At 27.7% G+C, this 24,153-nt stretch carries 24 protein-coding genes; 3 read left to right on the top strand and 21 right to left on the bottom strand.

What is annotated here, in order from left to right:
- Positions 1 to 104: 104 nt before the first annotated feature.
- From NNC19_RS09355 to NNC19_RS09365, 3 genes are all read right to left on the bottom strand, one after another.
- Positions 105 to 1,061: a glycosyltransferase family 2 protein gene (locus tag NNC19_RS09355; protein WP_310938374.1), complete on the bottom strand. Its 957-nt coding sequence runs from the start codon at positions 1,059 to 1,061 to the stop codon at positions 105 to 107.
- Positions 1,062 to 1,079: 18 nt separating this feature from the next.
- Entirely contained in the window at positions 1,080 to 2,528 is a 1,449-nt protein-coding gene (locus tag NNC19_RS09360; RefSeq protein WP_310938375.1) for a DUF6056 family protein, read from the bottom strand.
- Between the two features lie 349 nt (positions 2,529 to 2,877).
- Positions 2,878 to 4,200, bottom strand: coding sequence for a phospholipase D-like domain-containing protein (locus NNC19_RS09365; protein WP_310938376.1), 1,323 nt, complete (start codon positions 4,198 to 4,200; stop codon positions 2,878 to 2,880).
- A 330-nt stretch (positions 4,201 to 4,530) separates the two neighbouring features.
- On the opposite strand from NNC19_RS09365, the gene NNC19_RS09370 reads away from it, so the two are divergent.
- Positions 4,531 to 5,700, top strand: a complete 1,170-nt coding sequence (locus tag NNC19_RS09370; protein WP_310938377.1) for a polysaccharide deacetylase family protein — start codon at positions 4,531 to 4,533, stop codon at positions 5,698 to 5,700.
- Between the two features lie 119 nt (positions 5,701 to 5,819).
- Here the strand turns inward: NNC19_RS09370 and NNC19_RS09375 are convergent, their stop codons facing one another.
- The 14 genes from NNC19_RS09375 to NNC19_RS09440 all read right to left on the bottom strand — a co-directional run bounded on the left by NNC19_RS09375 (position 5,820) and on the right by NNC19_RS09440 (position 17,171).
- The gene (locus NNC19_RS09375) at positions 5,820 to 6,281 is read right to left on the bottom strand and encodes a hypothetical protein (protein ID WP_310938378.1); all 462 of its coding nucleotides are present in this window, start codon (positions 6,279 to 6,281) and stop codon (positions 5,820 to 5,822) included.
- A gap of 28 nt (positions 6,282 to 6,309) precedes the next feature.
- Positions 6,310 to 6,645, bottom strand: coding sequence for a DUF192 domain-containing protein (locus NNC19_RS09380; protein ID WP_310938379.1), 336 nt, complete (start codon positions 6,643 to 6,645; stop codon positions 6,310 to 6,312).
- A 4-nt stretch (positions 6,646 to 6,649) separates the two neighbouring features.
- The gene (locus NNC19_RS09385; protein ID WP_310938380.1) at positions 6,650 to 7,570 is read right to left on the bottom strand and encodes a type II secretion system F family protein; all 921 of its coding nucleotides are present in this window, start codon (positions 7,568 to 7,570) and stop codon (positions 6,650 to 6,652) included.
- Between the two features lie 17 nt (positions 7,571 to 7,587).
- Positions 7,588 to 8,550, bottom strand: coding sequence for a type II secretion system F family protein (locus tag NNC19_RS09390; RefSeq protein WP_310938381.1), 963 nt, complete (start codon positions 8,548 to 8,550; stop codon positions 7,588 to 7,590).
- 21 nt (positions 8,551 to 8,571) lie between these two features.
- Positions 8,572 to 9,900: a CpaF family protein gene (locus NNC19_RS09395; RefSeq protein ID WP_310938382.1), complete on the bottom strand. Its 1,329-nt coding sequence runs from the start codon at positions 9,898 to 9,900 to the stop codon at positions 8,572 to 8,574.
- 11 nt (positions 9,901 to 9,911) lie between these two features.
- Positions 9,912 to 11,063 carry a response regulator gene (locus NNC19_RS09400; protein ID WP_310938383.1) on the bottom strand — a complete coding sequence of 384 codons (1,152 nt, stop codon included), beginning with the start codon at positions 11,061 to 11,063 and terminating at the stop codon, positions 9,912 to 9,914.
- Positions 11,064 to 11,081: 18 nt separating this feature from the next.
- Positions 11,082 to 12,080 carry a Flp pilus assembly protein CpaB gene (cpaB, locus tag NNC19_RS09405; RefSeq protein WP_310938384.1) on the bottom strand — a complete coding sequence of 333 codons (999 nt, stop codon included), beginning with the start codon at positions 12,078 to 12,080 and terminating at the stop codon, positions 11,082 to 11,084.
- Positions 12,058 to 12,951, bottom strand: coding sequence for a Tad domain-containing protein (locus tag NNC19_RS09410; protein ID WP_310938385.1), 894 nt, complete (start codon positions 12,949 to 12,951; stop codon positions 12,058 to 12,060). The genes cpaB and NNC19_RS09410 overlap by 23 nt, the downstream gene beginning before the upstream one ends.
- 11 nt (positions 12,952 to 12,962) lie before the next feature.
- Positions 12,963 to 13,352 carry a pilus assembly protein gene (locus tag NNC19_RS09415; RefSeq protein WP_310938386.1) on the bottom strand — a complete coding sequence of 130 codons (390 nt, stop codon included), beginning with the start codon at positions 13,350 to 13,352 and terminating at the stop codon, positions 12,963 to 12,965.
- A gap of 115 nt (positions 13,353 to 13,467) precedes the next feature.
- Entirely contained in the window at positions 13,468 to 13,644 is a 177-nt protein-coding gene (locus NNC19_RS09420; RefSeq protein WP_310938387.1) for a Flp family type IVb pilin, read from the bottom strand.
- 150 nt (positions 13,645 to 13,794) lie between these two features.
- Complete coding sequence (locus NNC19_RS09425) at positions 13,795 to 14,463, bottom strand: response regulator transcription factor (protein ID WP_310938388.1); 669 nt, start codon at positions 14,461 to 14,463, stop codon at positions 13,795 to 13,797.
- Complete coding sequence (locus NNC19_RS09430) at positions 14,444 to 15,631, bottom strand: sensor histidine kinase (RefSeq protein WP_310938389.1); 1,188 nt, start codon at positions 15,629 to 15,631, stop codon at positions 14,444 to 14,446. The genes NNC19_RS09425 and NNC19_RS09430 overlap by 20 nt, the downstream gene beginning before the upstream one ends.
- Before the next feature lie 25 nt (positions 15,632 to 15,656).
- Positions 15,657 to 16,253: an A24 family peptidase gene (locus NNC19_RS09435; protein ID WP_310938390.1), complete on the bottom strand. Its 597-nt coding sequence runs from the start codon at positions 16,251 to 16,253 to the stop codon at positions 15,657 to 15,659.
- A 66-nt stretch (positions 16,254 to 16,319) separates the two neighbouring features.
- Positions 16,320 to 17,171 carry a transporter substrate-binding domain-containing protein gene (locus NNC19_RS09440; protein ID WP_310938391.1) on the bottom strand — a complete coding sequence of 284 codons (852 nt, stop codon included), beginning with the start codon at positions 17,169 to 17,171 and terminating at the stop codon, positions 16,320 to 16,322.
- A gap of 212 nt (positions 17,172 to 17,383) precedes the next feature.
- Between NNC19_RS09440 and NNC19_RS09445 the strand changes: the two genes are divergently transcribed.
- Positions 17,384 to 18,517, top strand: a complete 1,134-nt coding sequence (locus NNC19_RS09445) for a GH25 family lysozyme (RefSeq protein WP_310938392.1) — start codon at positions 17,384 to 17,386, stop codon at positions 18,515 to 18,517.
- A gap of 102 nt (positions 18,518 to 18,619) precedes the next feature.
- Here the strand turns inward: NNC19_RS09445 and NNC19_RS09450 are convergent, their stop codons facing one another.
- A complete protein-coding gene (locus NNC19_RS09450) occupies positions 18,620 to 19,021 on the bottom strand; it encodes a hypothetical protein (RefSeq protein ID WP_310938393.1) in 402 nt (133 codons plus the stop codon).
- Positions 19,022 to 19,268: 247 nt separating this feature from the next.
- Here NNC19_RS09450 and NNC19_RS09455 point away from each other — a divergent pair, with 247 nt between their 5' ends.
- Positions 19,269 to 19,667, top strand: a complete 399-nt coding sequence (locus tag NNC19_RS09455; RefSeq protein WP_310938394.1) for a (deoxy)nucleoside triphosphate pyrophosphohydrolase — start codon at positions 19,269 to 19,271, stop codon at positions 19,665 to 19,667.
- Between the two features lie 10 nt (positions 19,668 to 19,677).
- Here the strand turns inward: NNC19_RS09455 and NNC19_RS09460 are convergent, their stop codons facing one another.
- The 3 genes from NNC19_RS09460 to NNC19_RS09470 all read right to left on the bottom strand — a co-directional run bounded on the left by NNC19_RS09460 (position 19,678) and on the right by NNC19_RS09470 (position 24,064).
- Positions 19,678 to 22,578, bottom strand: a complete 2,901-nt coding sequence (locus tag NNC19_RS09460; RefSeq protein ID WP_396136408.1) for a DEAD/DEAH box helicase — start codon at positions 22,576 to 22,578, stop codon at positions 19,678 to 19,680.
- 125 nt (positions 22,579 to 22,703) lie between these two features.
- A complete protein-coding gene (locus NNC19_RS09465) occupies positions 22,704 to 23,333 on the bottom strand; it encodes a FlxA-like family protein (RefSeq protein ID WP_310938396.1) in 630 nt (209 codons plus the stop codon).
- A 386-nt stretch (positions 23,334 to 23,719) separates the two neighbouring features.
- Positions 23,720 to 24,064, bottom strand: coding sequence for a hypothetical protein (locus tag NNC19_RS09470; RefSeq protein WP_310938397.1), 345 nt, complete (start codon positions 24,062 to 24,064; stop codon positions 23,720 to 23,722).
- Positions 24,065 to 24,153 lie beyond the last annotated feature (89 nt).

The raw sequence follows: 24,153 nt of genomic DNA on the forward strand, positions 1-24,153 counted from the left end.
TCTTTGTTAACATTTTTATCACCCAAGAATATTTTATTATAAAAACGAAAGAGTGTCGACTTTGTCGACACTCTGAGCCTTGATATATTTATCAAGGCCAATTTTTATCTTATCTTTATAACTTCATCACTATTAGTTTCAGCAACTATAAAATGAGGTCTTTTTTTGGTTTCCATGTATGTCTTTGCTATATACTGTCCCATAATTCCCATACAAAATAATTGGACACCACCTATAAAAGTGATTATACAAACTAAAGATGTCCAGCCAGTTACTTCATCACCAAACAATATTTTACGAATAATAATAAATATTATCATTATAAATGATATTCCTGTTAAGCTTATACCTCCCCATGAAGCAAGCTTAAGTGGAAATTGAGAAAAATTAATAATTCCCTCTATACTATATTGGAACAACTTCCAAAAGCTCCATTTAGTATTACCTGCAACTCTTTCAACATTCTCATATGGTAGCCAATATGTCTTAAATCCTATCCAACCAAAAATACCTTTTGAAAATCGATTATATTCACTCATACTAATAATAGATTGGACCATTTCTCTCTTCATTAATCTAAAATCTCTAGCACCATCCATCACTGAAGCATCAGAAATTTTATTAATAATTTTATAAAATAATTTTGCAAAAAAAGATCTGATTGGAGGTTCCCCATCTCTATCTAAACGTCTTGTAGCTACGCTGTCATATTCTCTACTTTCTAAGATTTTTATCATTTTAGGTAACAGTGAAGGTGGATCTTGCATATCTGCATCCATAACTGCAATATAATCTCCATGAGCATTACAAAAGCCAGCATACATTGCAGCTTCTTTTCCAAAATTTCTAGACAAAGATAAATATGTAATCCTATCATCATCTTTAGATATTTCTCTTAGACTATGAAGAGTTCCATCATTTGAACCATCATTAACAAATATAATTTCAAATTGGTATTCTGTAAGACTATTCGCTATATCTATGACAGCCGAATAGAAATACGGAAGAGATTCTTGCTCATTATAGCAAGGTATAATTAAAGTAACACATTTTGATTGCATTTATATTCCCCCTCAGTTCTACTCAATAACTTCAACACTAATTGAATTTACATCATAATATTTAGCCATCCAACAATTAAACCAGCAATCTCTTTCTGCAAGATTTGCTGAACCATTAAACGCACTATACTTATTAGTAGTATCATCAAATCTAGTCACAACAACATCTCTTATTCCTTGTTTCTTTTGTTCATTAATTTGATTAATTTCATTAACAATTTGTAAATCTGTTTTCTTTATATCAGCATGCGCTTCACCAAATGTATTAATACATATAATAGACATACAAACAAATAATAATATTCTTTCGAATCTTAGTATCCAATGCTTAAATGAAAGTTTTACCATAATATTTCCTATAGCAATAGTTAAATAACAAACCTCCCATATCCATGATCTTCCTGAAACTGTTGGTGACACAATCAATACAACTACACTTGCCACCCCTGCTATTAAATACATAGAAGGAAAAATCAATTTTTTAGCACTTTCTTTTATAGAAAGATTATTTTGAACAATATACATTGTTGTGAAGACAATTAAAGGAATAAATAGAATTATATTATTATCATAAAAAACTTTTAAAAGCAAATCTAACTGCTGTTTTAGAGCTTCTAACCCTATTACTACCTGTCCTCTTTTACCATTACCAGGAGCAACAATCAGAAAACCAAAACCTATACAAGCAGAAATTATTCCAGTTATGCTCCAAAGAGGAACTTTGATTTTTTTTATATACCAATAAATAATATAAAAGCATACTAATAAAATCATTGCTCCTCCACTATTTTCATTTGTGCAACCTACCAAAATTCCAAAAGGTATAATAATAAGTGCCTTTACAAATTTATTTTTATTTCTATTTTTACTGTACTCATAATGCCTAAAAGGTATTAAAAAAAGTAAAATTCCTACTGTCATCCAAAGATAATTGCAAGCTCCAGATATCCATAATATAGATAGCCCAAATTCAGGTATAAATATCCACATTACCATATATATACCTCCTAAATACAGAGCTTTCCATTTTGAAAGATTCGGTTCAATATGATAATAAATTAATCCTCCAAGAATAACATATATAAAAGAGTTAATTACATTAAATAAACTTTTATCAAACAACATAAAGAACTGAACTATACTATGTGCAACTATTCGTCCTCCCCATAAATTATAATGATTCCACATTGATGAAAATATTTCAAAAACTCCTTTTAATTCATGTGTATATTCATTTGGCATATATGAATCATAAAAAAAATGATATCTATAATCATCACTTGTATATTCTGTATTTGAATTCAATATAAGCATTAAAATAAACACAGATAACATTATAATTATATTTAAAATAGCATTAAAATTTATATGCATGTCTTTCTTTTGTATTCCTTTAGAATTTAAATTTATACGTTTGTCCTTATTTTGTATTTTTTTATAATCTCTCTCTGTCTTAAGATTGTCCATAATGCCCTCCTTATTAGTTAATAGCTTAAATTTTCTTTTTACACAATTTTCAATTATTAATTTTAAATCGTATTAAAAACTATTTTTTACATTTATAACGACTATTGCATTTTACACCATTTTATTTCTAAAAACTATATATCTACAATAATTTTTTTACTTTATTTAATATTTCAGTGATTTATAGAAAATATATGGCTAAAAAATTATCTATAAAATGAAAGGTAAATAATAAAAAACAAACCTTTATGTGAGTAATAAAAACTACTCATATAAAGGTTTGTTTTCATTTTTGCTTTAATCCTAAGTTAAGTTATCTATAAAACTTTTACAATTTCAAACATATTTATTAAAAATTAAACTCTTCCATTCTTAATTTCTTTATTGTTATTGGATCTGTAGTTATTGCTGCTATCTCATCTATTGTTTCATTTTTATCTCCATCAAATAATAAGAAATTATAACTACCTATCATTGCAAATTTGTTGTCACAAATTAATATTTTACTATGGGTTTCTCCTTTTTTGATTTTAAAATTATACCCATATCCTTGAAAATCTCTTTTTAATCTCTGTTCAATTTTCTCTAAATTTTTTCTTATAAGGCTAGCTCTTTCACTATTATTCTTTTCCTTTTCATCTATTCCATATAAAATTTTTACACTAATCCCCTTTCTAATTACATTTTCTATAAAGTTATGAATTCCAGTTTTGTATAATACATGATTATTTATATCTGGTCCAATTATATCAATCTCATTTTCTGCAAGATTAAATGCCTCTTCAAATTTCATCCTTACTTCATTATTTTTAACTATTTGGTAATTTACAATATTAAACTTATTTAACTCTCTTGCAATTTCTAGTGTTCCATCAATACTCTTTTGTAATGAATTATCATATATTTCTTTAAAATCATCTAAAGTTTTTTCTGGTTCTTTATTGATTTCTCCATTATTCACATCTTGTTTTAACTTTTCAAAACCACTGGAAATATTATCAAAAAACATATTTACTTGCTTTTTATTTTGTATTACAAAGTCATTCATAATTTCATTTGTATACTTTTTCAATTTTTTTTCTAAAACTACAATGTTTATATTATTAGCTTCAAACTCTTTATTAGTTAAAACCAATTGTCCACCTATGCTTTTGTCTATTTCCATTTTCAATTCCTTAACTTGATTATACATAAGTTCTTTAATGCTTTTGTAATATATTGACATAGATTTATTCATTGCTTTACTAATTTCATCATTTTCATTTTTATTTATATGAATGGAATCTTTAATCATATTTGATATACTTGTAATAAATTCTTTATTGTTTTTAATTATCCAATCTTTGTTTTCTCTGAGCATATCCTTATAAGCATTGTTAACAAACCAACTTAATGCATTAACAACTTGCTCTTCAGTTATTTTTTCATTTTCTTTCATTAATTTATAAATAATATCATATATATATTTCCTAATAGTACTGCTTTCAATATATTGAAATTCTTTTTTTAATTGTTTTACTTGATAAACCATTTCCTCTTCAATATCTTTTTCAGTAGTAACTATACTATCTAATATATCATCATTTAAATTATTATAATTCATTTTTGTCTCTTTTAAAATTTTCTTTCTCCCTAATTTACAACATATAAAATCAATAAAATCCTTACCCACAAATTCCACCTCAAACACTTCAACAATTTGTAATTTTAGTTACTTACATATTTTACCAGTTTTTACTTAGCTTTATTATTAATAAATTGTAAATTTATTAATAATACAAAAATCTGTACTATGAGTATCACAAAACAATTAGCTTAAATATATGTTTTTATAACTAAAACAAAAATTTAAATTTCTTAAAATTATAAATAAACTTTAACTTAACAATAAATTTAAGATAAACTTAAGATATATTTTAGATTTATAAATTGATTACATGGTATATAATGTTTTAAGAAAGTAATTTATGGTTAAAATACAGAAACATAAGAGGAGAAAATAATGAAAAAATTAGTAAAATACAAAAGAAGGGCACGCTACAAAAAGAAATCCATTGTACTCTATACTTCAATTATAGTATTTATTTTATTAGGCGGACTTATAACTAGTTTAAAATTTAAAGTTGATTATGAAAAAATAACTGCAGCTACAGGAAAAAAAGCTGAAGTTATACAAGCAGAGCAATCAAAAACAGATAACCCAACATCAACTGAAAATCAACTATCAGAAGATAGTCAATCAAAAAGTGATGATAAAGTAACAGAAAATAGCCAATCAGAAACTGATACCGAAGAAGTAAAAGATAATCAAACAAAAACTGATGATTATACAACTAAAAATAATGAAACAAAAAAAGATACTAAATCAACAGAAAATGTTCAATCAGACCTTGAAGAAAATGATTCAGAAACAAAAGAAAAATCTTCAGACCAAGGTGACTACCCTACATTAAATAAAGATCCTAACGCTGATGATGTAATTGAATTATTTAATACTACAGAAAAATTAATTAAAGGCCAATTAAAGTATCCTGTGCGAAAAGATGGTAAAAAAGTTGTATATTTAACATTTGATGATGGCCCATCTACAACAAACACTCCTAAAGTATTGGATACATTAAAAGCTAATAATGTAAAAGCTACATTTTTTATTATGGGTAAACAAATACATAGTTCAAAAGCATCAAGTGAAATATTAAAAAGAACTGTAGCTGAAGGACATGCTATAGGTAATCATACATATAGTCATGATTATAAATACCTATATCCACATAACACGGTAAATGTTGATAACTTTATGGCAGATGTGGAGAAATGTGATAAAGAATTAAAAAGTGTTTTAGGTGAAAACTTTTCTACTAGAACTATTAGATTTCCTGGTGGTTTTTGGTCATGGAAAGGTAGAGATAATATACGAGCTACTCTTGTTTCAAAAAACTATGGAATTATAGATTGGAATACATTATCAGAAGATGCTGAAGGTAAACCAAACAAAACTGCTGAAGAATTAACTCAAATAACAAGAAAAAATTTAAATCTTCTAGGACCAAATGCAGATAGTGTAGTAATATTAATGCATGACACATATGGTAAAGAACAAACTGCAAAATCTCTGCAAGGAATAATAGATATTTTTAAAGAAAAAGGATTTGAATTTAGAACAATGAAATAGAGATATATAATATTTTTAAGGAACTTAGTAAGATAATCACTTTCATAAGTTCCTTATTTTTCTACAGCTAAATTGTTTCTCATGAAATACCCCACTATTATTAAATAAATATGAAAGAACTAATACAAATCTATATCTATATAATCCCTAGGGTTATCTATTGTAAAAATTTCCTCATTAAACTCTACCTCTTGTAAACATTCTATTAATGTTTCAAAAACTCTATATGAAGAATCAAAATTTCTGCTTCTTGCAACCATTATGACTGTTTCTAATAACTCTTTAAATTCACATACCCATTCACTTTGACTATAATCTTCAAATTTTTCTTCATCTTCATAAAGGTAATAATCATGTTCTAATTCAATACAATACTGTCTATCTATGCATTCCTTACAGAGTACTTCCACACTTTTAATAAAAGCCTCTTTATCATATATCCCCACTTCCATAAGTGTTTCCTTAGCATTTATCCAATTTAAAGCAAACTCTAACCTCTCCTTTTCAGGCAATTTATTCATTAATTCTTTAGTTAAATTAATCATTTCTTCTTTTGAACAATTAGTTAAATTGTATTTCATTCTAACCTCCTGGATTTTAATAATTTTATCATTGGCTTAACACAATAACTTTCTTTCCTTCATGAAGATTTTTAAACATCCCCGCTCTACCTTCTATAACCATTTTAGACTTTTTCTGTGGTATTATAATCTTTCCTGGTTTAAGGTTATCTATTTTTTTAACTATTTCCATGTTTTCATTCACAAATAGCACATCAATAGGAAATTTCATAAAATATGTATGAATGCTGTTGCAAGGCTTAATTAAAATGGATTCATAATGTGGTTTTTTACGAAACATAAATCCTAAAAATCTTTTCTTAAAACTATCTGCTATAAAAATTTCTCCTATAACCTCTGATTCATATACTAAAGTTTTAACCATTTTATCACCCTTCCCCAAATATCTTAATCATCCTAATAACAGCTGGTCCAAGTATAATTATAAAAATAGAAGGAAATATAAAAAAGACTAATGGAAATAGCATCTTAATAGGAGCCTTCATCGCTTTTTCTCTAGATACTTGTTTCCTATGTTCTCTCAAATTTGCTGATTCAATTCTTAAAATTCTGCTTAAACTTACACCTAATTCATCTGCCTGAATTAAAGAAGTAACAAACATAGAGAGCTCTTTTACATCACAACGCTCACTCATATTCTTAAGAGCAACCTTACGTTCTATTCCCATTTTAATTTCTTTTAAACTCTTTGCAAATTCATCACAAAGCTCTCCACTTATATTTCCAATAACTCTAGCCATAGCTCCATCAAATGATAAACCTGCCTCAACACTAACTGTAATTAAGTCTAAAGTATATGGTAGTTCCTTTAAAATTTTTTTCTTTCTATTTTCTATTTTCCTTGATAGATAGAAACTAAAAAAAGTATTTATAGCAATTATAATAATCAATACAAGAGTAATAGCTTTAATAACATTAGGTTCAACCATAAAGGACAGTAATCCTATCATAGAGGAAAATGCTAAAATGATTATTATCTTATTAAATAACCATTTTTCCATATTACTATTTTTTAATACTCCTGCTCTTTCCAATCTTTTATTAAGCATTTGAAGTTTTTTTTGTGGAGTTATTTTTATTAATCCTTCACTAAAGCTCTGATATAAAGGTTTTATCAACCTCTCTGAAAAAGATTTATTTTCAATTGCTTCTTCATTTTCTACATGAATTTCTTTTAAATAACTAAGCCTCTTTTCGATTTTCATTTTATCTTTACTTATAATAATTAGCCCACCATACACGAAAGAAAATATGACTATAAAAAAGATAAAAGATACAATATATAGCATAGCTTCTCCTCCTTCCTCTATATATCTATATTAATAATTTTTTTTATCATTAAAAATCCAAACATCTCACTTATAATAGCTGCTCCAACCATAGCTATACCAGTAGAAGTTGTAAACAGCAACATCATATAATCTCTATTAAAAAGATATATTGTCATTCCTAAAAAAATTGGAATAAGCATTAAAATCACACCTGATAATTTTCCTTGTGCAATTAATGTCTTAAGTTCATTTTTTATCTTTTGTCTTTCTCTTATGGTTTCTGATATATTGTCCAATATTTCAGATAGATTTCCACCTATGTCCTTTTGTATTAAAATAGCATTCATTATAAGCCTAAGATCCTCTGATTCCATTCTACTTAACAAGTTTCTCAAAGAATCCTCCTCTGAAATTCCAAGACTCATCTCTTTAAGAAGTTTCTTAAATTCCTTTGAGAAGGGATCATTTGTTTCCTCTGATACCACAGATATGGCTTGTAAAAATGAATATCCAGCTTTTAAAGAATTTGAAATTATGGTTATGCCTTCGTTTAATTGACTGTCAAAGAGTTTGACTCTTTCTTTTTTTCTCTTATTTATAATAAATTTAGGTATATTCCATATTAAGATGAAAGTAAAAATGGTTATTAAATAGTCTTTGAAAACAGCAAATGTTAAAAAAGAAAAAGCAGAAGATGAAAGTATTTTTATAACCAATAGTTCTTCTACAGTAATAGGTAAATCTGCTTTAATAAGTTCAATCTCAAGATTTTTATTTTTCTTTTCACTTAATCTAAACTTAGGGACCAAACTTGATAAATTCTTTATTATGCTTGTACTGTTTCTCTTATCATTTTTGTATTTTTCCTTAATTGCATAATCATCATCAAAATATTTAAGCTTATCAATAGCTTTTTCTCTACTAAATAGAAAAATTAGTAGAGAACTACTAACCATCCATGTTAATAAAAACGTGAATATTACTGTAGCATATATCAAATTTCTCCACCTCCTATAATCTTAATTTAAAATATCTTGTGGGATATTTATCCCTTTCTCCTTAAGTTTTTGTACAAATTTAGGCATTATTCCTGTGGAAACAAACTCTCCTTTTACCTTTCCTTTGTTATCAACACCTTTTTGTTCAAATTTAAATATATCCTGAAGGATAATCACATCTCCTTCCATACCTTGCACCTCTGTTATATGAGTAATTTTTCTGCTTCCATCCATAAGTCGTGATTGTTGAACAATTATATCAATAGCTGAAGCCACTTGATCCCTGATTGCTTTAATAGGGAGATTCATACCTGACATAAGTACCATGGTTTCAATTCTTGATAACATATCTCTTGGTGAATTAGCATGACCTGTTGTTAGAGAACCATCATGTCCAGTATTCATAGCTTGAAGCATGTCCAAAGCTTCACCTGAACGAACTTCCCCTACAATAATTCTATCTGGACGCATTCTTAAACTGTTTTTAACTAAATCTCTTATAGTTACTTCCCCTTTTCCTTCTACATTGGCTGGTCTTGTTTCAAGTCTTACCACATGTTCTTGAGACAATTGAAGTTCTGCTGCATCTTCAATGGTTACTATCCGTTCATCTTCAGGTATAAAAGAAGAAAGAACATTTAATGTAGTGGTTTTTCCACTTCCTGTTCCACCTGAGACAACTATATTTAATCTTCCCTCTACACAATACTTTATAATTTCAGCCATCTTTGAAGTCATTGTTCCAAATCCAACTAAATCTTCTACCTTAAATGGATCTTCTGCAAATTTTCTAATAGTTATTGAAGGTCCGTCTATAGCTAATGGAGATATTACAGCATTAACTCTAGAACCATTAGGCAATCTGGCATCTACCATTGGTGAACTCTCATCTATTCTTCTCCCAATTGGTGCTACAATCTTTTTAATAACATGAAGTACATGATTATCATTTTTAAACTTAGCATCTGTAAGAACTAATTTCCCATTTTTCTCAATATACACATGATCTGCACCATTAACCATAATTTCAGTCACATTATTATCTAAAAGCAATCCTGTAATTGGGCCAAATCCTATAATCTCATCTAACAGCTCTTCTTTAATTTTTTTCTTATCATTGTTAGTCATATTTAATGATTCTTTCTCAATATTATTACTAACAATATAATCAATCTTTTGTTTCAAATCATCATTATGCTCAGAAATTTCATTAAAATCTATATCCAGTTCCTCAATTACTTTATTTTGAATTCTCATCTTCAATTCATAATATGGATCCACTTCTTTTTCATTAGGTTTATTAGTTTTTTTATCTACATTTATTTCTTCTAATCTTTTTATTAGAGACATATCCCTCCCTCCTATCCAATCAAATCTTTGCACATATTATCTATTGCTTTTCCTATTTTTAACTTATAATATTTGTTTGTATCACATAAAGGCAAACCTTTATTTACTGAAATAGCAACATTCTTTTCTTCATCTGGTATGAAAGCAAAGACACCACCTTTAAATGCTTCTTCTACTTCTTTCTTGCTTATTCCATAGTTTGTGTTAAATCTATTTATAACAAGCTTAACCTTGTCTTTGTCATATTCAAGAGAATCCATAACCCCAAGTCCTAATTTTGTATTTTTTAGAGCTACGATTTCCATAGTTGATATCATAAGTATATTTTGTGCTATATCTAAAATATAAAGTGTATTATCATTAAAATTAATGCCTGTATCCACAATTACTACATCATATTGATTTTTAGCTAAATTCATTATATTTTCAATAGCTTCCTTTGTTATATACTCTGCTGACTCTGGTTTTCCTGGAGCAAAGAGTATATCAAAATTCTCATTATATTTGTATAAATAAGGTTTCATATTTTCATAAGAATCTATTTGCCCATCCTCCACTGCATGAAGAATAGTCTTCTGATTATATTGATTTACTAATATAGAGATATCGCCAAACTGCAAATCCATATCTATAAGAAGTACTTTTTTGTCATATTCTTTACTTAAAACTATAGCTGTATTAAGTGATAAAACAGACTTACCTACACCACCTTTTGAACTAAAGAAGGCTATAACCTTTGTATCTCTCATAACATCTAAATTATGTGTAAATTTCACTTGCCTTTCTTTATATTTTTCATAAGTTGTTATTATAGTATTAATTAAAACATCGTGATCAAATGGCTTTATTATATATTCCTTAGCTCCATGAAACATTGCTTTTTTTAAATATTCATTTTCAGCCTGGACTGACATAATTATAACCATTACAGAAGGATACTCCATTGTTATCTTCTCTGTTGCTTCTAAGCCATTTAATATAGGCATATTTATATCCATTAAAACTACATCTGGCTTTACATTTGGTATAAGCTTAAGTACTTCTTCCCCATTACCTGCCTCTCCAACAACTTCAAAGGTCTCCTTATCCAAGCTTAATATTTTTTTTATTACATTTATAGTTTCTTTAATATCATCTGCAATTAATATTCTAATTTTATTCATTGTTTCACTTCCCTATGGTCACAGTGTTGGAATTTTAATTACTTCTCCAATTAATATCAAATTCTCATTCTCTATATTGTTTGCTTCCTTTAAAATTGTATACTTATTTTTATCTCCATAAAATTCTTCACTAATACTTTTCAATGTATCTTTAGCTTTTATTGTATAATTAATGTACTTTTCACCCTTTATATTAATTGAATCATTTTCCTTATTAAAAGGTATCCCATTACTAGTATTAACACTTACAGATAAATCTTCTCTTGTAACTCCATTTGTTTCAGTAATATTTTTATCTTCCAATGCTCTAAGTGCTAATTTAATACTTCCTATACTTTGAGCAAGAACTAATTTTTCTATTTCTGACGTTGGAACTGATAAAGTTACTAAAAAATTTGTTAATGTTTTTTCTTTTACTTCCTCTTTATTATTTACTTTTTCCTCTCTATTAATCTGTTTATCAACTGCTATAAGTTCAATATTTTGCATTATAATCTTTGCTTTATCTGAACTTATTATCTTTGCGCCATCTTTTCTTTCAGCTATATAAGAAATTATGTCAACATAATCTCCTGGTTTTAACAAATCTGAAACTCCAGAATCACCTGTAACACTAATAGAAATTGCTCTATGATTATTATCTATATTTAAGCTAAGTTCATCTCCACCATTCTCTAGAAGTTTGTCAACATGAAAACCTTCATCTTTTAAAACATTTTCCTTGGTATACTTCCCAATAATCTCTGAAGAATCCTTAATATAATTGCTAAATATAGAATCATCTGTTACTTGTACCTCTTTAATCATTTTCTTATCTATACGAGTTCTTGCAGGTATATTTTCAACTGCTACAATTATATTTGATTTTTTAGCTACTTCAACTGATGATTTCAAAGATTTTAAATATGAAAAAACTGTTACTGAAGCAATTAATGCTAAAATTAAAGATAATAATATTAATTTTTGTCCCATACTTTTCATTGTCCCACCACCTTTATTTTGACAACTTTGCACCATATGCACCTGTGTCATTTAAGTTCTCATCAACAGTTCCATTTAACACAAACTTAGTAAATCGTCCACTAATCTCTATCTTCCCAGATCTTTGAGTTACATCCTCTACATAAAAAACGGCAAAACCTACTACTAACACTGATTTTTGTCCATTTACATTTAATGAATCTATTAAAGGTATTGTCCATAACCTTATTGAGTCCCTTGGGAAATTCTCAAAAGTACTATGTTCAGCACTAATATAATTTTTTATATCATTAGAAGTTCCTGCTATATTACCTGTTTCAGTATTTATATAATCGCCTACTGATATCCTTCCGCTATATCCATATAATGCATTTCCTCTAAAAACATTTGCACCACTTCCACCAAGTGCAACTGCACCATAGTTCCCATTATATCCATCTCCTGCCCCTTGTTTAAGAGTTACTAATTGTCCATAAGAAAAATTGTATTTCTCAACAGCAAATGGCTTTACTCCTCCATTTATTGATTTTATAGGTGCAATTATTGCTTTTGTCTTAGCCTGTACATTACTACTATTTATACCTATTATTTGTGCTAATAAGTGATCAACTTTTTTTCCTCCGTCTATTTGAATACTTTTACTATCTGTCCCAATAATTATGTTAGTCTGATTTGAATTTGTACTATTTTTTTCAAGATAATCTATGGCTACATTTTTGGCTTTTGTATCATCTCCAGGTAATTCAAGTGTTGCTGCTAAAGCTGCTGAATCAATTGCATTTGATAATTTTATTTTTTCTACATAAATCATTCCTATATCAATTACGTAAGATGAAAAACCTAATAAAACAGTGATTAATATACATAAAATAATTGCAGCATTTCCTTTATTATTCAATCTATTCATATTTTAATTCCTCACTCAATTCTCATTGATGTTTGGCCATTTAATACTATTACATTATTAAAAAGACTACTTATAATTGGAACAGTAAGTTCATAGTTATAAGTTATTTTCACAACAAGGGTGTCCCCAGATTTTCTACTATTCTCGGTAGGATTTATAGTTATTACAATATTTTGAGGATCTAGGCTGGGAGACATAGCTATAATCATATTTTTAATTTCAAAATCTGATTTTCCTACAATCCCTGCTCTTGCCCCTTCTCTTGTAGCATTTTCAATAGCAAGATAAGAATTTAACATCATTCCAAACTGTAATATCCCCATTACTAAAATAAGAAGTATTGGAAGAATTATTGCAAATTCAACTAAAGCTTGACCATTTTGATTTTTTAAACTCTTCATCGTAACCACTTCCCTTTAATTAGTAATTGAATTCTCTACTTATATGAAAAAACACTAATTCCCCTTTTGAAATTAGTGTTCTTTCAGAAAAACTTTAGGAGAACTTTTTCTATTATTAGTTAAGTGCATCTATTATTTCTTGGAATTTTGCTGATATTGCTGGTCCAAGTAGCACTAATACTGCAATTACTACTATTGCTACTAGCCCTATAATTAATGCATACTCTACCATACCTTGTCCTTTTTCCTCTTTTAATTTTCCTAAAATGTACCCTTTAAATATTTGTAACATTGTTTGTTCCTCCTCTTTGGTTTAATTTTGTTTTCTTATTGATTTAATTATAGTCCCATCCAAGTTAGTTTGGCAGATTACAAATGTCCCATTATATAGGGACAAATGCCCTCAAAAAAATAGGGACAAATGTCCCTACTAAACTTAAGACTAATATTTATTTATATAGTACTCATCAATATTATTTTCTATTGCAAAAATCGTAGCATGAACTCTATCTTCTACATCTATCTTTCTAAATAGATTTGTAGCATAATTTCTAACTGTTTTTTCTGAAAGATACAATTGCTCTCCAATTTCCTTGTTACTAAGCCCTTTTGATATTTTAATTAGTACCTCAACCTCTCTCTTTGAAAGCAACTCTAAAAGGTTAGATTCTTTCTTAGGCTTAATTTTTATACCTGAAAAAAGTAATGAAACTAAGGATTTATCAATATATTTTTCACCATTATGTACTAATCTAACTGCATTTGCGATCTCTGTTCCTACTGAATCTTTAAGCATATAACCATCTGCCCCAATATTTATTGCTTTATTTATAGTCTTTATATCATCTTCAATAGTAAACATTATAACTTTAATTTTATCTCCATTTTCTTTTATATTTGCAAGAACTTCAATTCCATTCATAATAGGCATATTACAATCTAACAATGCAATATCTAATTCATTCTCATTCAAAAGTTTTAAGGCATCCTTACCATTTGCTGCCTCTACAACAATCTCCATATCCTCTTCAAAACCTATAATTCGCTTTAAGCCTTGTCTTATTATATCTTGATCATCAGCGATTAATATCCTAATTACCTTGCTTTTCATCCTTAATCACCTCTCTGTTAATTGGAAGCTTAACTTTGTAAGTTGTCCCTACTCCCTTAGAGGATTCTATTTCAACTTTTCCCTGAAGCTGATTCACCCTATCAAAAATTCCAATAAGCCCATACGAAGTCCCACTAATTTTTACTCTATTTAAAGTTTCTTCTACATCAAATCCAATGCCATCATCAGTTATAATTAATATTAAATATTTTGTTCCAAAATCCATCTTTACATTTGCATGCTTTGCCTCAGAATGTTTCCTAATATTATTAAATATTTCTTGAATGATTCTATATACAGCAACTTGAATAATTGGTTCTATTTCTGTTTCCGTTTGAATTGGTTTTAATTTTATATTTATATCAATGTTAGATTCCCTTGAAATAATATTTAATGTTTGGTGTATAGTTTCACTAAGTCCTAAATCATCTAAAGACATTGGCCTTAAATCAAATATAATTCCTCTTACTTCCTTTAAGGCTACCTTAACACTTTCCTTTAAATCTGCTAATTCTTTAAGTCCTTCTTCCATATTCTTTTGAATAACAACCTTACAAATATCAACCTTCATAACTACGTTAGACATATGTTGTGCAGGTCCATCATGAATATCTCTTGCGATTCTCTTTCTTTCATTTTCTTGAGCTTCTAAAATTTTTATACCAATAAACATTTCTGAATTTTTATCTACTCCATCTAAAGCAGAGACAATATCTCCCTCTAAATAGCTCATAGCAACACTTATTTGATTAACTAACTTTTCACCTGATTCAATATTCATCATAGTTTTCTTTAGTGATATTTCTAGATTAGTTCTTCTTTCTCTTAATGTTTTTTCTTCATTTTTCTTTGCAGAAAATTTAACTTTTATATCAGATGCTTTTTCATAAGCCTCTTTAATATCATATTCATTATACTTTTTGAAATTTGCTGAAACTTCAGCCAATCTTTTTCTACTAGACTTATCTTTCTTTTCAAGTTCATCAACTTCATATATAATCCTAGCTATATCATCCCTAATTTTCTTTAATTCATGTTTCAAATTTTCCTGATCAGTTCTTATGTTATCTACAATATTAAATATTTGATCTTTGCAAGAACTTATTTCTACCATTATATTTTTAATTATCTTATTGATAGCATTAACATCTAGGTCCATATTATTCATCATGTTTTCACCTTCATTTGTAATTTTATATAAAAATCACTAGTGCAAAAAAACTTCCTAGTGATAGAAATGGACCAAATGGAATATAATCTTTAATGCTTTTTACCCTGAACAATATTAGAATAATGCTAACAATTGAAGACATAATAAAGGCTAAAAGGAGCGCCCATAAAACCCTATTAAACCCCAAAAATGATCCAATGGCAAATATAAGCTTTATGTCTCCACCACCCATTACATTTGGAATAAGAGCTAACATGAACAAGATTCCTCCACCAGCCAGCATCCCTAATACAGCATCTATAATTGAAGCTTTAACTAGGAATGTAAATATTAATCCACTAATTAAAGTTATAACAACTAAAAAATCAGGTATAATTCTATGCCATAGATCAATAAATGAGATTACTATTAAAATTATTGTCATAACTATTGCCTTAGCTAATATAGCAGTAAACCCTAATCGTAAAAATAGTATTTCAAAAGATGTTGCACAAGTAATCGGTATAAAAATATTTCCAATCTTTTTCTTACTTTTATTTATTTTTGAAGATATGCCATCTGCTACAAACTTTAATATAATTCCTATGATTAACCCTATAATAAAAATAAATGCATCCATAATTTACCTCATAAACAACTTTATATTCATTTGCCTAACTGTTCTTTCATATCATTATTAAAAATACTATTTTATATAGTGCTCATTTATCCCATATTTAACCATTATGTCATATAAGGTTCCATCATTCTTCATTTCTTGTAATTTTTCATTTATTGCATCTTTTAAGATAGTATCTTCTTTCTTTAAAGGATATCCAACATCATAAATCAAATCAGGTTTATATTGATTTGCAGATAATAATTTAAATTTTAACTCTGGATATTTTAAAACAATATTTTGCCCAATTATAGAATCAGTCAAAAAAGCATCTATAACCTTATTATTTAATGCTATCCTTGAAGATTCTCTATCAAAAAATGTAACATAATCTTTTACCTTACCTTCATTTTTCCATTCCTTAACTAAGGGAGCATATACTTCACCTTGAACAGCTCCAGCAACTACATTCTTTAAATCATCTTTACTATTTATATTTGAATCTTTTCTTGTTAATATACTGCTCCAATCCCTATAAATTGGAATAGTGAAATCTACTAACTGTTTTCGACTATCTGTTATAAATACTCCATCTATTATTAAATCAATCTCTGGATTCTTATTAAATTCTTCAAATAGATTTCCAAAGTAGGTATATTTTGCCTTTACTTCTTTGATACCTAAACGTCTAGCCACTTCTTTTATAATGTTTGCATCAATTCCACTAAATTCACCAGTTCTAGGATTCTTATAGGAATATGGTTCATTATTAGATGATAGTATTGTTAATACTCCTTTATTTTTTATTTTTTGTAATCTATCCACTTCTCGTTCTGATATATTATTCTGAGATGATGGTTCTATTGTTGTACATTGAGCATTAGTTGCAAAAATAAGTATAACAACTAAAATAACCAAAAACTTAAACCGCGTCTTCACTTAGCCAGCCTCCCTATTATAAATAAGTTTATTAACTTCAAAATTATCAATAGCTAAAAACAAACTATATATATGTTTCCTCTTGCTTTAATTAATTATTCTGTTTAACCTAACTATGTGAAATTCTCCAGTCTTCTATAAGTAGTGACAGTTAACTTGAAAATACATATTATAAATATAGAAAACAATATTTTTTATATGAGGAGGAACTTATGAGAGGAATTGATATCTCTAATCACAATGGTAATATAGATTTTACTAAAGTTAAGAGTGATGGTATAGAATTGGTATATATTAAAGCTACAGAAGGAACAACTTATCAAAATCCTTATATAGACATTTATTATAATAGTGCCACAGGTGTAGGATTATCCACTGGATTTTATCATTATTTAGTTGGCAGCAGTGCCCCTGAAACTCAAGCTGAAAATTTTTATAATTCTATCAAAGACAAAACTAACACCTTACGACCTTGCTTGGATTTGGAAGCAACAGGCTTTGATGTAATGGATTATTCATTAAGATTTATATCAAAATTTACTTCATTATCAGGACTTCCTATAGTAATATATTCATATCCCTATTTTATTAACGCAAATTTAGATAGTAGACTCGCAATTTATCCATTATGGATTGCTCATTATGGTGTTAGTACTCCTATGAGTAATAATGTTTGGGGTGACAGTTATGTTGGACATCAATATACAGCTACTGGAAGTGTAAATGGTATAACCGGCTATGTTGATTTAAATAATTTTTATGATGGAATATTTTCATCCTCAAAGCCAATCAATCCAATAGCACCCTCTCAAACACCTGAGCAGATAGCTATTGAGAAAGGTAAAAATTATATAGGATCAAGATGCACAGAATTACAGCAAAAATTAATTGCCAAAGGTTATGATTGTGGAGGCTATGGTGCTGATGGCGTATTTGGACAAGCCACCTATTATTCCTTATTACAATTTCAAAGAGATAATGGTCTTGTAGCAGATGGTTTAGCAGGCACTCAAACTTTTCAAAAACTTGATAGTAATTTAAAAGATAGTGTTGTAGTTGCATTGCAAACTGAAATAAATAAACAAGGTTTTGGAAATATTGCAGTTGATGGGATAGCTGGAAACGCAACAATAAGTGCTGCTCCAACATTAAGATTTGGTGCCCAAGGTGAAATAACTAGAAATATGCAAAAACTTTTAAATAGAAAAGGAAATAATATAAGCTTAGATGGAATCTTTGGACAAGCTACACTTGATGCAGTTAAGGCTTTTCAAAAAAGAAAGGGACTTACAGCTGATGGTATAGTTGGTAAGCAAACATGGACTAAACTTTTAGCAATCCCTTAATAGAATCACTTTAAATCTTTCTTTATAAGATTATTCAGTATAGTATATTATCAAATTCATATACTATACTGAATATTTAAGAAACTACTGGACCCAGTAATTTTAACCAAGTAATTTTTCTAGTTCAATTAAATTACTCTTTTGTCTTTTTAGACCCATTGTAAATTTATTAACATTAAATTTAATCTTAGTATTATCCATAAAAGTAATATGTATAACTTTTCCCATTCCAAAAAACCAACTAGTAACTTTTGTAGATTTAATACTATTTACAGGAATAGCTGCTCCATTTACTGGCTTTCCTAGTAGATTAAGCCCAACTATAATAAATTCTTTTCCATTAAATCCAATTACACAGTACTTGTACGCAAACGAGGCTAAAGGCCCCAACAGCATAACTGTTGCAAATGAAGCTTTTTTAACAGCATAAACCCCATAAAATTCATTAGGCTCTGTTGTTGAATAGGTTAACATCATTTCTTTAATTGCATCATCATTCATCATAAGTAAATTGCTCCTTCTTCATCTGGTAGTTAAAATTTTCCCACATTATATAATTTAAATTATAACATATATACTTAATAAAATAATTACTTAAGCCCTAATATTTAGCTAAAACTCTATTTATATTACACAAAGATATATGCTATTTAAAATTTATTATTACAGCTAAAATTTAAAAAGAAATAAGGAAATTCCGCCCTTTATGTTGTCATACATTTATGCTACACTTATCTAGAGGTGTATAATCATGAAGAAATTGGTAAAAGTTGTTGGTGCAATTATTGAAAATGAACATAATGAAATATTATGTGCCCTTCGTTCACCTGAGATGTCCCTTCCAAACAACTGGGAATTTCCTGGTGGAAAAATTGAACCAAATGAAACAATAGGTCAGGCTATAGAAAGAGAAATCAAAGAAGAGTTAGCTTGTGATATAAAATTTATTGATATATTCCACGATAATACTCATGAATATGATAATTTTATAGTGAACTTAATTACTGTTAAGTGTAAATTAATCTCTAAAACACCTACAGCAAATGAACATTCAAAACTAATATGGTTACATAGAGAAAATTTATCTTCCCTAAAATGGGCTCCAGCAGATGTTCCTGCTGTAGAACAATTAATTTCAGAAAAGGTATAGCAAATTTTTGCTATACCTTTTTAATAAACTCAGTATATATACTTGTTGGCACTTCATTTTTAAGTTTCATTTTAACAGTTATAGGCTTTTCTCCTTCAAATTCAACTGCATCACCTTTACCTATATAAATATAAGGTTCTACCACACCATCAATTTCTTTATACTTTCTTATAAAAATATGTAAATTAATATTTCTATCCACATTAGAAATAATATTTTTCCCTCTTTCAGAGCTTTGAGAAGTACTATTTGGACTTTGCCATTGGAAGTATTTTTTATCTATAAATTTATCTTTATAATTGATACTTTCCTTAATCCCCTCTTCCTTATGTAAATCTACAAAGATGAAATATTCATTTCCATTTGTAATAAGTCCACTTCCTCTAAAAGAACTATGAATCTTAGTATAATTTGAAAGTAATGCAGCATCTACCATTCGATATTGCTCATATAATTTAAAGAAAGGTACTCCATAGTACTCATTTCCAAATCTTTTTTCATATGAAATAAGTCCATAATTAATTATATCTTCTATATACTTTTTATACTTTTTATCATAAACAACCTTTTTAAAATCCCATGTACTATTTAAAGTATCATCTATTAAGTCAAAACATTTAATATTATTTTTAACTTGAGCTGAATCATAATAATTTTGATTTAAGCATTGAAAAGAATGAACTATACTCTCCTCATCTATATTATCTATATATTTCAATATTTCATTTTTAGCTTGAGTTAAATTTATATTTTCATGATTTAAAAGATATCTCACTATACTAAATTCATATGGTCTTTTTATAGGCAACTTATCTGTAAGTTCCTTTAGTATTTTAAAGAAACCATCTTCCTCTAATAAAGTTTTAAGTTCATCATCATTTTCAACTTTGGCTACAAAATTAGTATAAGTTTTTTCCTTATTTAAGAACTTCAAAGGATTTGGTGCTCCTTCATATTTCATATAATCCATAAGAAAATATGGCACTTTACCACCATTCATCTTCTTAAATTCCATATACTCTTCTTTTAAATATCTCATAGTATTAAAATTTTCTTCATTTAATTGCTCTAATATTCTCTCTTGAACTATTCTATCCATCTGAATATTTGTGCATCCTGGTATATTTCCAAAAGCAGTTGCCACAGCTACCTTTATACTATCCTTATCATAAAATCTTGAACCATTTAAAGCTATAGCTATTAAAAAAGCTTTCTTATGATTGCCTATAAAATCTAATACAGTAAGAAAAGTTTTATCTTTATGCTTTCTAAGGCCTCTACCAAGTTGTTGTATAAATATTATAGGTGAGCTAGTTGGTCTAAGCATAAGAACTAAATTAATGGCTGGAATATCCACACCTTCATTAAAAATATCCACAGTAAAAATAACTTCTAAATCATCCTCATCAGATTCCAGTTTCTTAATATAATTCTCTCTTTCATCAGCTGAATTCTTACCTGTTAATGCTATACTATTTATTCCTCTTTTATTAAATTCATCTGCCATATACTCAGCATGTTCAATGCTAGCACAAAATCCTACACACTTTAGATTTTCTCCATCATATCCATAGAAGTTCATTTTCTCTATTATAAAATCTACTCTTTCATTAACTTTTAATCTTTTAACTATTTCATCTACATCATTTATCTTCACATCACTTAAATCAATTCCATCCACATCTGTGATTCCAAAATAATGAAATGGTATAACTAGATCTAATTCTAATGCTTCCCTAAGCCTTACTTCTAAAGCTACATTATTATTAAACACCTGAAAAATATCGCCACTATCACATCTTTCTGGTGTAGCTGTCATTCCCAATAAAAATTTAGGACTAAAATAATCAATAATTTTTTCATAAGAAGGACTTGCAGCATGATGGGCTTCATCTATTATAATGTAGTCAAATTCATCTCTTTTAAAACTTTCTAGATTATTATTAATTGATTGTATTGTTGAAAACAAATAATCTGAACTAAATTCTTTACTTGAACCTGTTAATAATCCTGTTGTTTTATTTTTATTTTTCACTAATCTTTTAAAAGTTTTCTCAGCTGTTCTTAAAATTTCCTCTCTGTGAACTATAAATAATATTTTATTAGGATTATAGTTCATAACATCAAAAGCAGACATATAGGTCTTTCCTGTACCTGTTGCAGCTATAACTAGTGCTCTTTTTTCACCAGAAGCCCTTAATCTATTTAAATTTTCTATAGCTCTCTTCTGCATATCATTTGGAGATATAATCTCATAATCACTAAATTCTAAAGTATTATTGGATTTTGACTTTTTAATCTCTTTTAAAAAACTACTATATCTATTAAGAAACTCATCATCTACCAAATTAGTAGTTTCCCATATATTTAAATATTCCTCTAATACTTCTCTAGTAAAACTATCATCCTTTTTAGAAATAACTTTAACATTCCATTCTATATTACTTTTTAATGCTCTTTGAGTTATGTTGGAAGATCCTATAATTATCTTGTACTCTTCCTTATTTTCAAAAATATAGGCCTTGGTATGAAATCCCTTATTTTTATCAGCAATAAAGACTTTTAAATCTATGTTGTTAAATTTTCTTATCCTTTCAAGAGCTTTTGGTTCTGTAAAGTTAAGATAAGTTGATGTTACTATCTTTCCTGAAGCACCTCTTTCTTCAACTTTTTTAAAAGAATCTAATAAAAGTTGGAGGCCACTAAAATTAATAAAAGCTACACTAAAATAAAATTTTTCACACTCACTTAAACATTTTTTAAGCTCATTTAATAAATTTCTATTTTCATCATTAACTATTAGCTTGTTATTAATTAAAAATTCAATTTGATTTATTTCTTTGTGACTTATATGTTCTAAATGATTTTCTATATTTTCTTTAGTCTCTATATTCTTAAACACCACTTTTATATTTCTCCTATTTTTTCATTTCCCTAAAATTATATCATATCCTGAATCTGCAAAAATGTTAACTAAAATAATAAAATTAAAGCTGAAGTTTATTATTTTATAAAACTCAGCTTTAATATGTATCTCTATTTTGTTATATTTATTAACTCACCAGTATCATAGCTTTCTAAGACTTCTTTCTCTTTATCATTAGATGTGTCCTCTTGCTCTTTTGATACTTTTGTCAGTTTGTTTAACTTTTTAAATTCACTACCAAACTTAGAATTAATATTTGCAATACTTTCTTTTATGTTGTCTAACTTATCTTCTTTTTTTGTCGTATCCACACCACGCATTTTATCTAATTTTACTTCACCTTCTAATACCCTCGCACTACCTTCTAAGTTCTTTTTAGTTTTATAATTACCTTTGATATTATTATTATTTTTATCAAGGGAAATTATTTTGTCAGAAATATTTTTAGGTGATTGAATTTCATCTTGTTTTGGATTAATTTTATCACTAATTTTCTCTGATTGAGCTTTAGATATTTGTGCATTAATATCTTCAATTTGTTTTTGTAATTCCTTAATCTGACTTTGTGTAGACTCTGCTGTCATTCCATTAGAACTTTTCTGTAAATCCTTAACTTGCTTTTCCAAGTTTTCTTTTTGCTTCATTAAAGAGCTAATTAAAGAATCTTGGCTTGTCTTAATTGAAAGTGATTTATTTTGATTAGTGACATTACCGCTTCCTACACCTCCATTAATTAACATAAATATTCCTCCTATATTTTTCGTTCTCTCATATTACATAATATTGAAATTTTATCCATAGATTATATTTCGTTAATTTTTTTTTAAACTTTAATTTTCCTTAATTTATTAATAAGAAGGATATTATTATAAATCTGGTTCAGTTGGATTGACAACTTCACCATCATCTAAAACTATACTTTTAGGTTCATCTCCATTATTAAGAGATTAGATGTTGCTAGTAGTGATAGTATTAATCTGAAAAATACTCTTGTAGATTAACACATAAAAAAATGCAACCTAAATCTTAAGTTGCGTTCTTTTTTATCATACAAATATTCTAATATATCTTGCCATTTTATCTACCAGCTTTGAATTAAAAAGCCTAAAAATAGATCCTAATTCTTTTAATGTGTACTTTCTCCTAATTTAACTTGAACTCCATTTTTATTGAAATTCCAGCCTAAAACTTCATATTCACTATATATAGTTTCAACATCAGCTTTTACAAAGAACTTAACATCTAAATGCTTATGATCCTCATAAAACTTTTGCCCATCCTCAAGATTACCAATACATATCTCAGCTCTATTTTCTTTCCAATATATCTTACTTATAAGTTTTTTATCATCATTTCTTTCTTTTTCATTAATAAACAGCCTAATTTCATTATCTACTACTCTAAACCATTTCCTATAACCTTTAGATAAAGCTATTTCTTCCTTTTTTAAATTACTTCTTAATTTTTTCATTCCAACCTCCATGCATTACCATCGGTAATTGCTTTATATTGAGCATTATTTAGCTCAAACTTAAATTTTAAAAATAATTCAGCTATACT

Origin of the sequence: Clostridium sp. SHJSY1 (assembly GCF_031626875.1) — a bacterium.
Taxonomy (GTDB): Bacteria; Bacillota; Clostridia; order Clostridiales; family Clostridiaceae; genus Clostridium.

What these genes read in the sequence shown, in the direction of transcription:
- NNC19_RS09355 (WP_310938374.1), bottom strand. Translation starts at nt 1,061, where the DNA reads ATGCAATCAAAATGTGTTACTTTAATTATACCTTGCTATAATGAGCAA.
- NNC19_RS09360 (WP_310938375.1), bottom strand. Translation starts at nt 2,528, where the DNA reads ATGGACAATCTTAAGACAGAGAGAGATTATAAAAAAATACAAAATAAG.
- NNC19_RS09370 (WP_310938377.1), top strand. Translation starts at nt 4,531, where the DNA reads ATGAAAAAATTAGTAAAATACAAAAGAAGGGCACGCTACAAAAAGAAA.
- NNC19_RS09375 (WP_310938378.1), bottom strand. Translation starts at nt 6,281, where the DNA reads ATGAAATACAATTTAACTAATTGTTCAAAAGAAGAAATGATTAATTTA.
- NNC19_RS09380 (WP_310938379.1), bottom strand. Translation starts at nt 6,645, where the DNA reads ATGGTTAAAACTTTAGTATATGAATCAGAGGTTATAGGAGAAATTTTT.
- NNC19_RS09385 (WP_310938380.1), bottom strand. Translation starts at nt 7,570, where the DNA reads ATGCTATATATTGTATCTTTTATCTTTTTTATAGTCATATTTTCTTTC.
- NNC19_RS09395 (WP_310938382.1), bottom strand. Translation starts at nt 9,900, where the DNA reads ATGTCTCTAATAAAAAGATTAGAAGAAATAAATGTAGATAAAAAAACT.
- NNC19_RS09400 (WP_310938383.1), bottom strand. Translation starts at nt 11,063, where the DNA reads ATGAATAAAATTAGAATATTAATTGCAGATGATATTAAAGAAACTATA.
- cpaB (WP_310938384.1), bottom strand. Translation starts at nt 12,080, where the DNA reads ATGGTGCAAAGTTGTCAAAATAAAGGTGGTGGGACAATGAAAAGTATG.
- NNC19_RS09410 (WP_310938385.1), bottom strand. Translation starts at nt 12,951, where the DNA reads ATGAATAGATTGAATAATAAAGGAAATGCTGCAATTATTTTATGTATA.
- NNC19_RS09415 (WP_310938386.1), bottom strand. Translation starts at nt 13,352, where the DNA reads ATGAAGAGTTTAAAAAATCAAAATGGTCAAGCTTTAGTTGAATTTGCA.
- NNC19_RS09420 (WP_310938387.1), bottom strand. Translation starts at nt 13,644, where the DNA reads ATGTTACAAATATTTAAAGGGTACATTTTAGGAAAATTAAAAGAGGAA.
- NNC19_RS09425 (WP_310938388.1), bottom strand. Translation starts at nt 14,463, where the DNA reads ATGAAAAGCAAGGTAATTAGGATATTAATCGCTGATGATCAAGATATA.
- NNC19_RS09430 (WP_310938389.1), bottom strand. Translation starts at nt 15,631, where the DNA reads ATGAATAATATGGACCTAGATGTTAATGCTATCAATAAGATAATTAAA.
- NNC19_RS09435 (WP_310938390.1), bottom strand. Translation starts at nt 16,253, where the DNA reads ATGGATGCATTTATTTTTATTATAGGGTTAATCATAGGAATTATATTA.
- NNC19_RS09445 (WP_310938392.1), top strand. Translation starts at nt 17,384, where the DNA reads ATGAGAGGAATTGATATCTCTAATCACAATGGTAATATAGATTTTACT.
- NNC19_RS09450 (WP_310938393.1), bottom strand. Translation starts at nt 19,021, where the DNA reads ATGATGAATGATGATGCAATTAAAGAAATGATGTTAACCTATTCAACA.
- NNC19_RS09455 (WP_310938394.1), top strand. Translation starts at nt 19,269, where the DNA reads ATGAAGAAATTGGTAAAAGTTGTTGGTGCAATTATTGAAAATGAACAT.
- NNC19_RS09465 (WP_310938396.1), bottom strand. Translation starts at nt 23,333, where the DNA reads ATGTTAATTAATGGAGGTGTAGGAAGCGGTAATGTCACTAATCAAAAT.
- NNC19_RS09470 (WP_310938397.1), bottom strand. Translation starts at nt 24,064, where the DNA reads ATGAAAAAATTAAGAAGTAATTTAAAAAAGGAAGAAATAGCTTTATCT.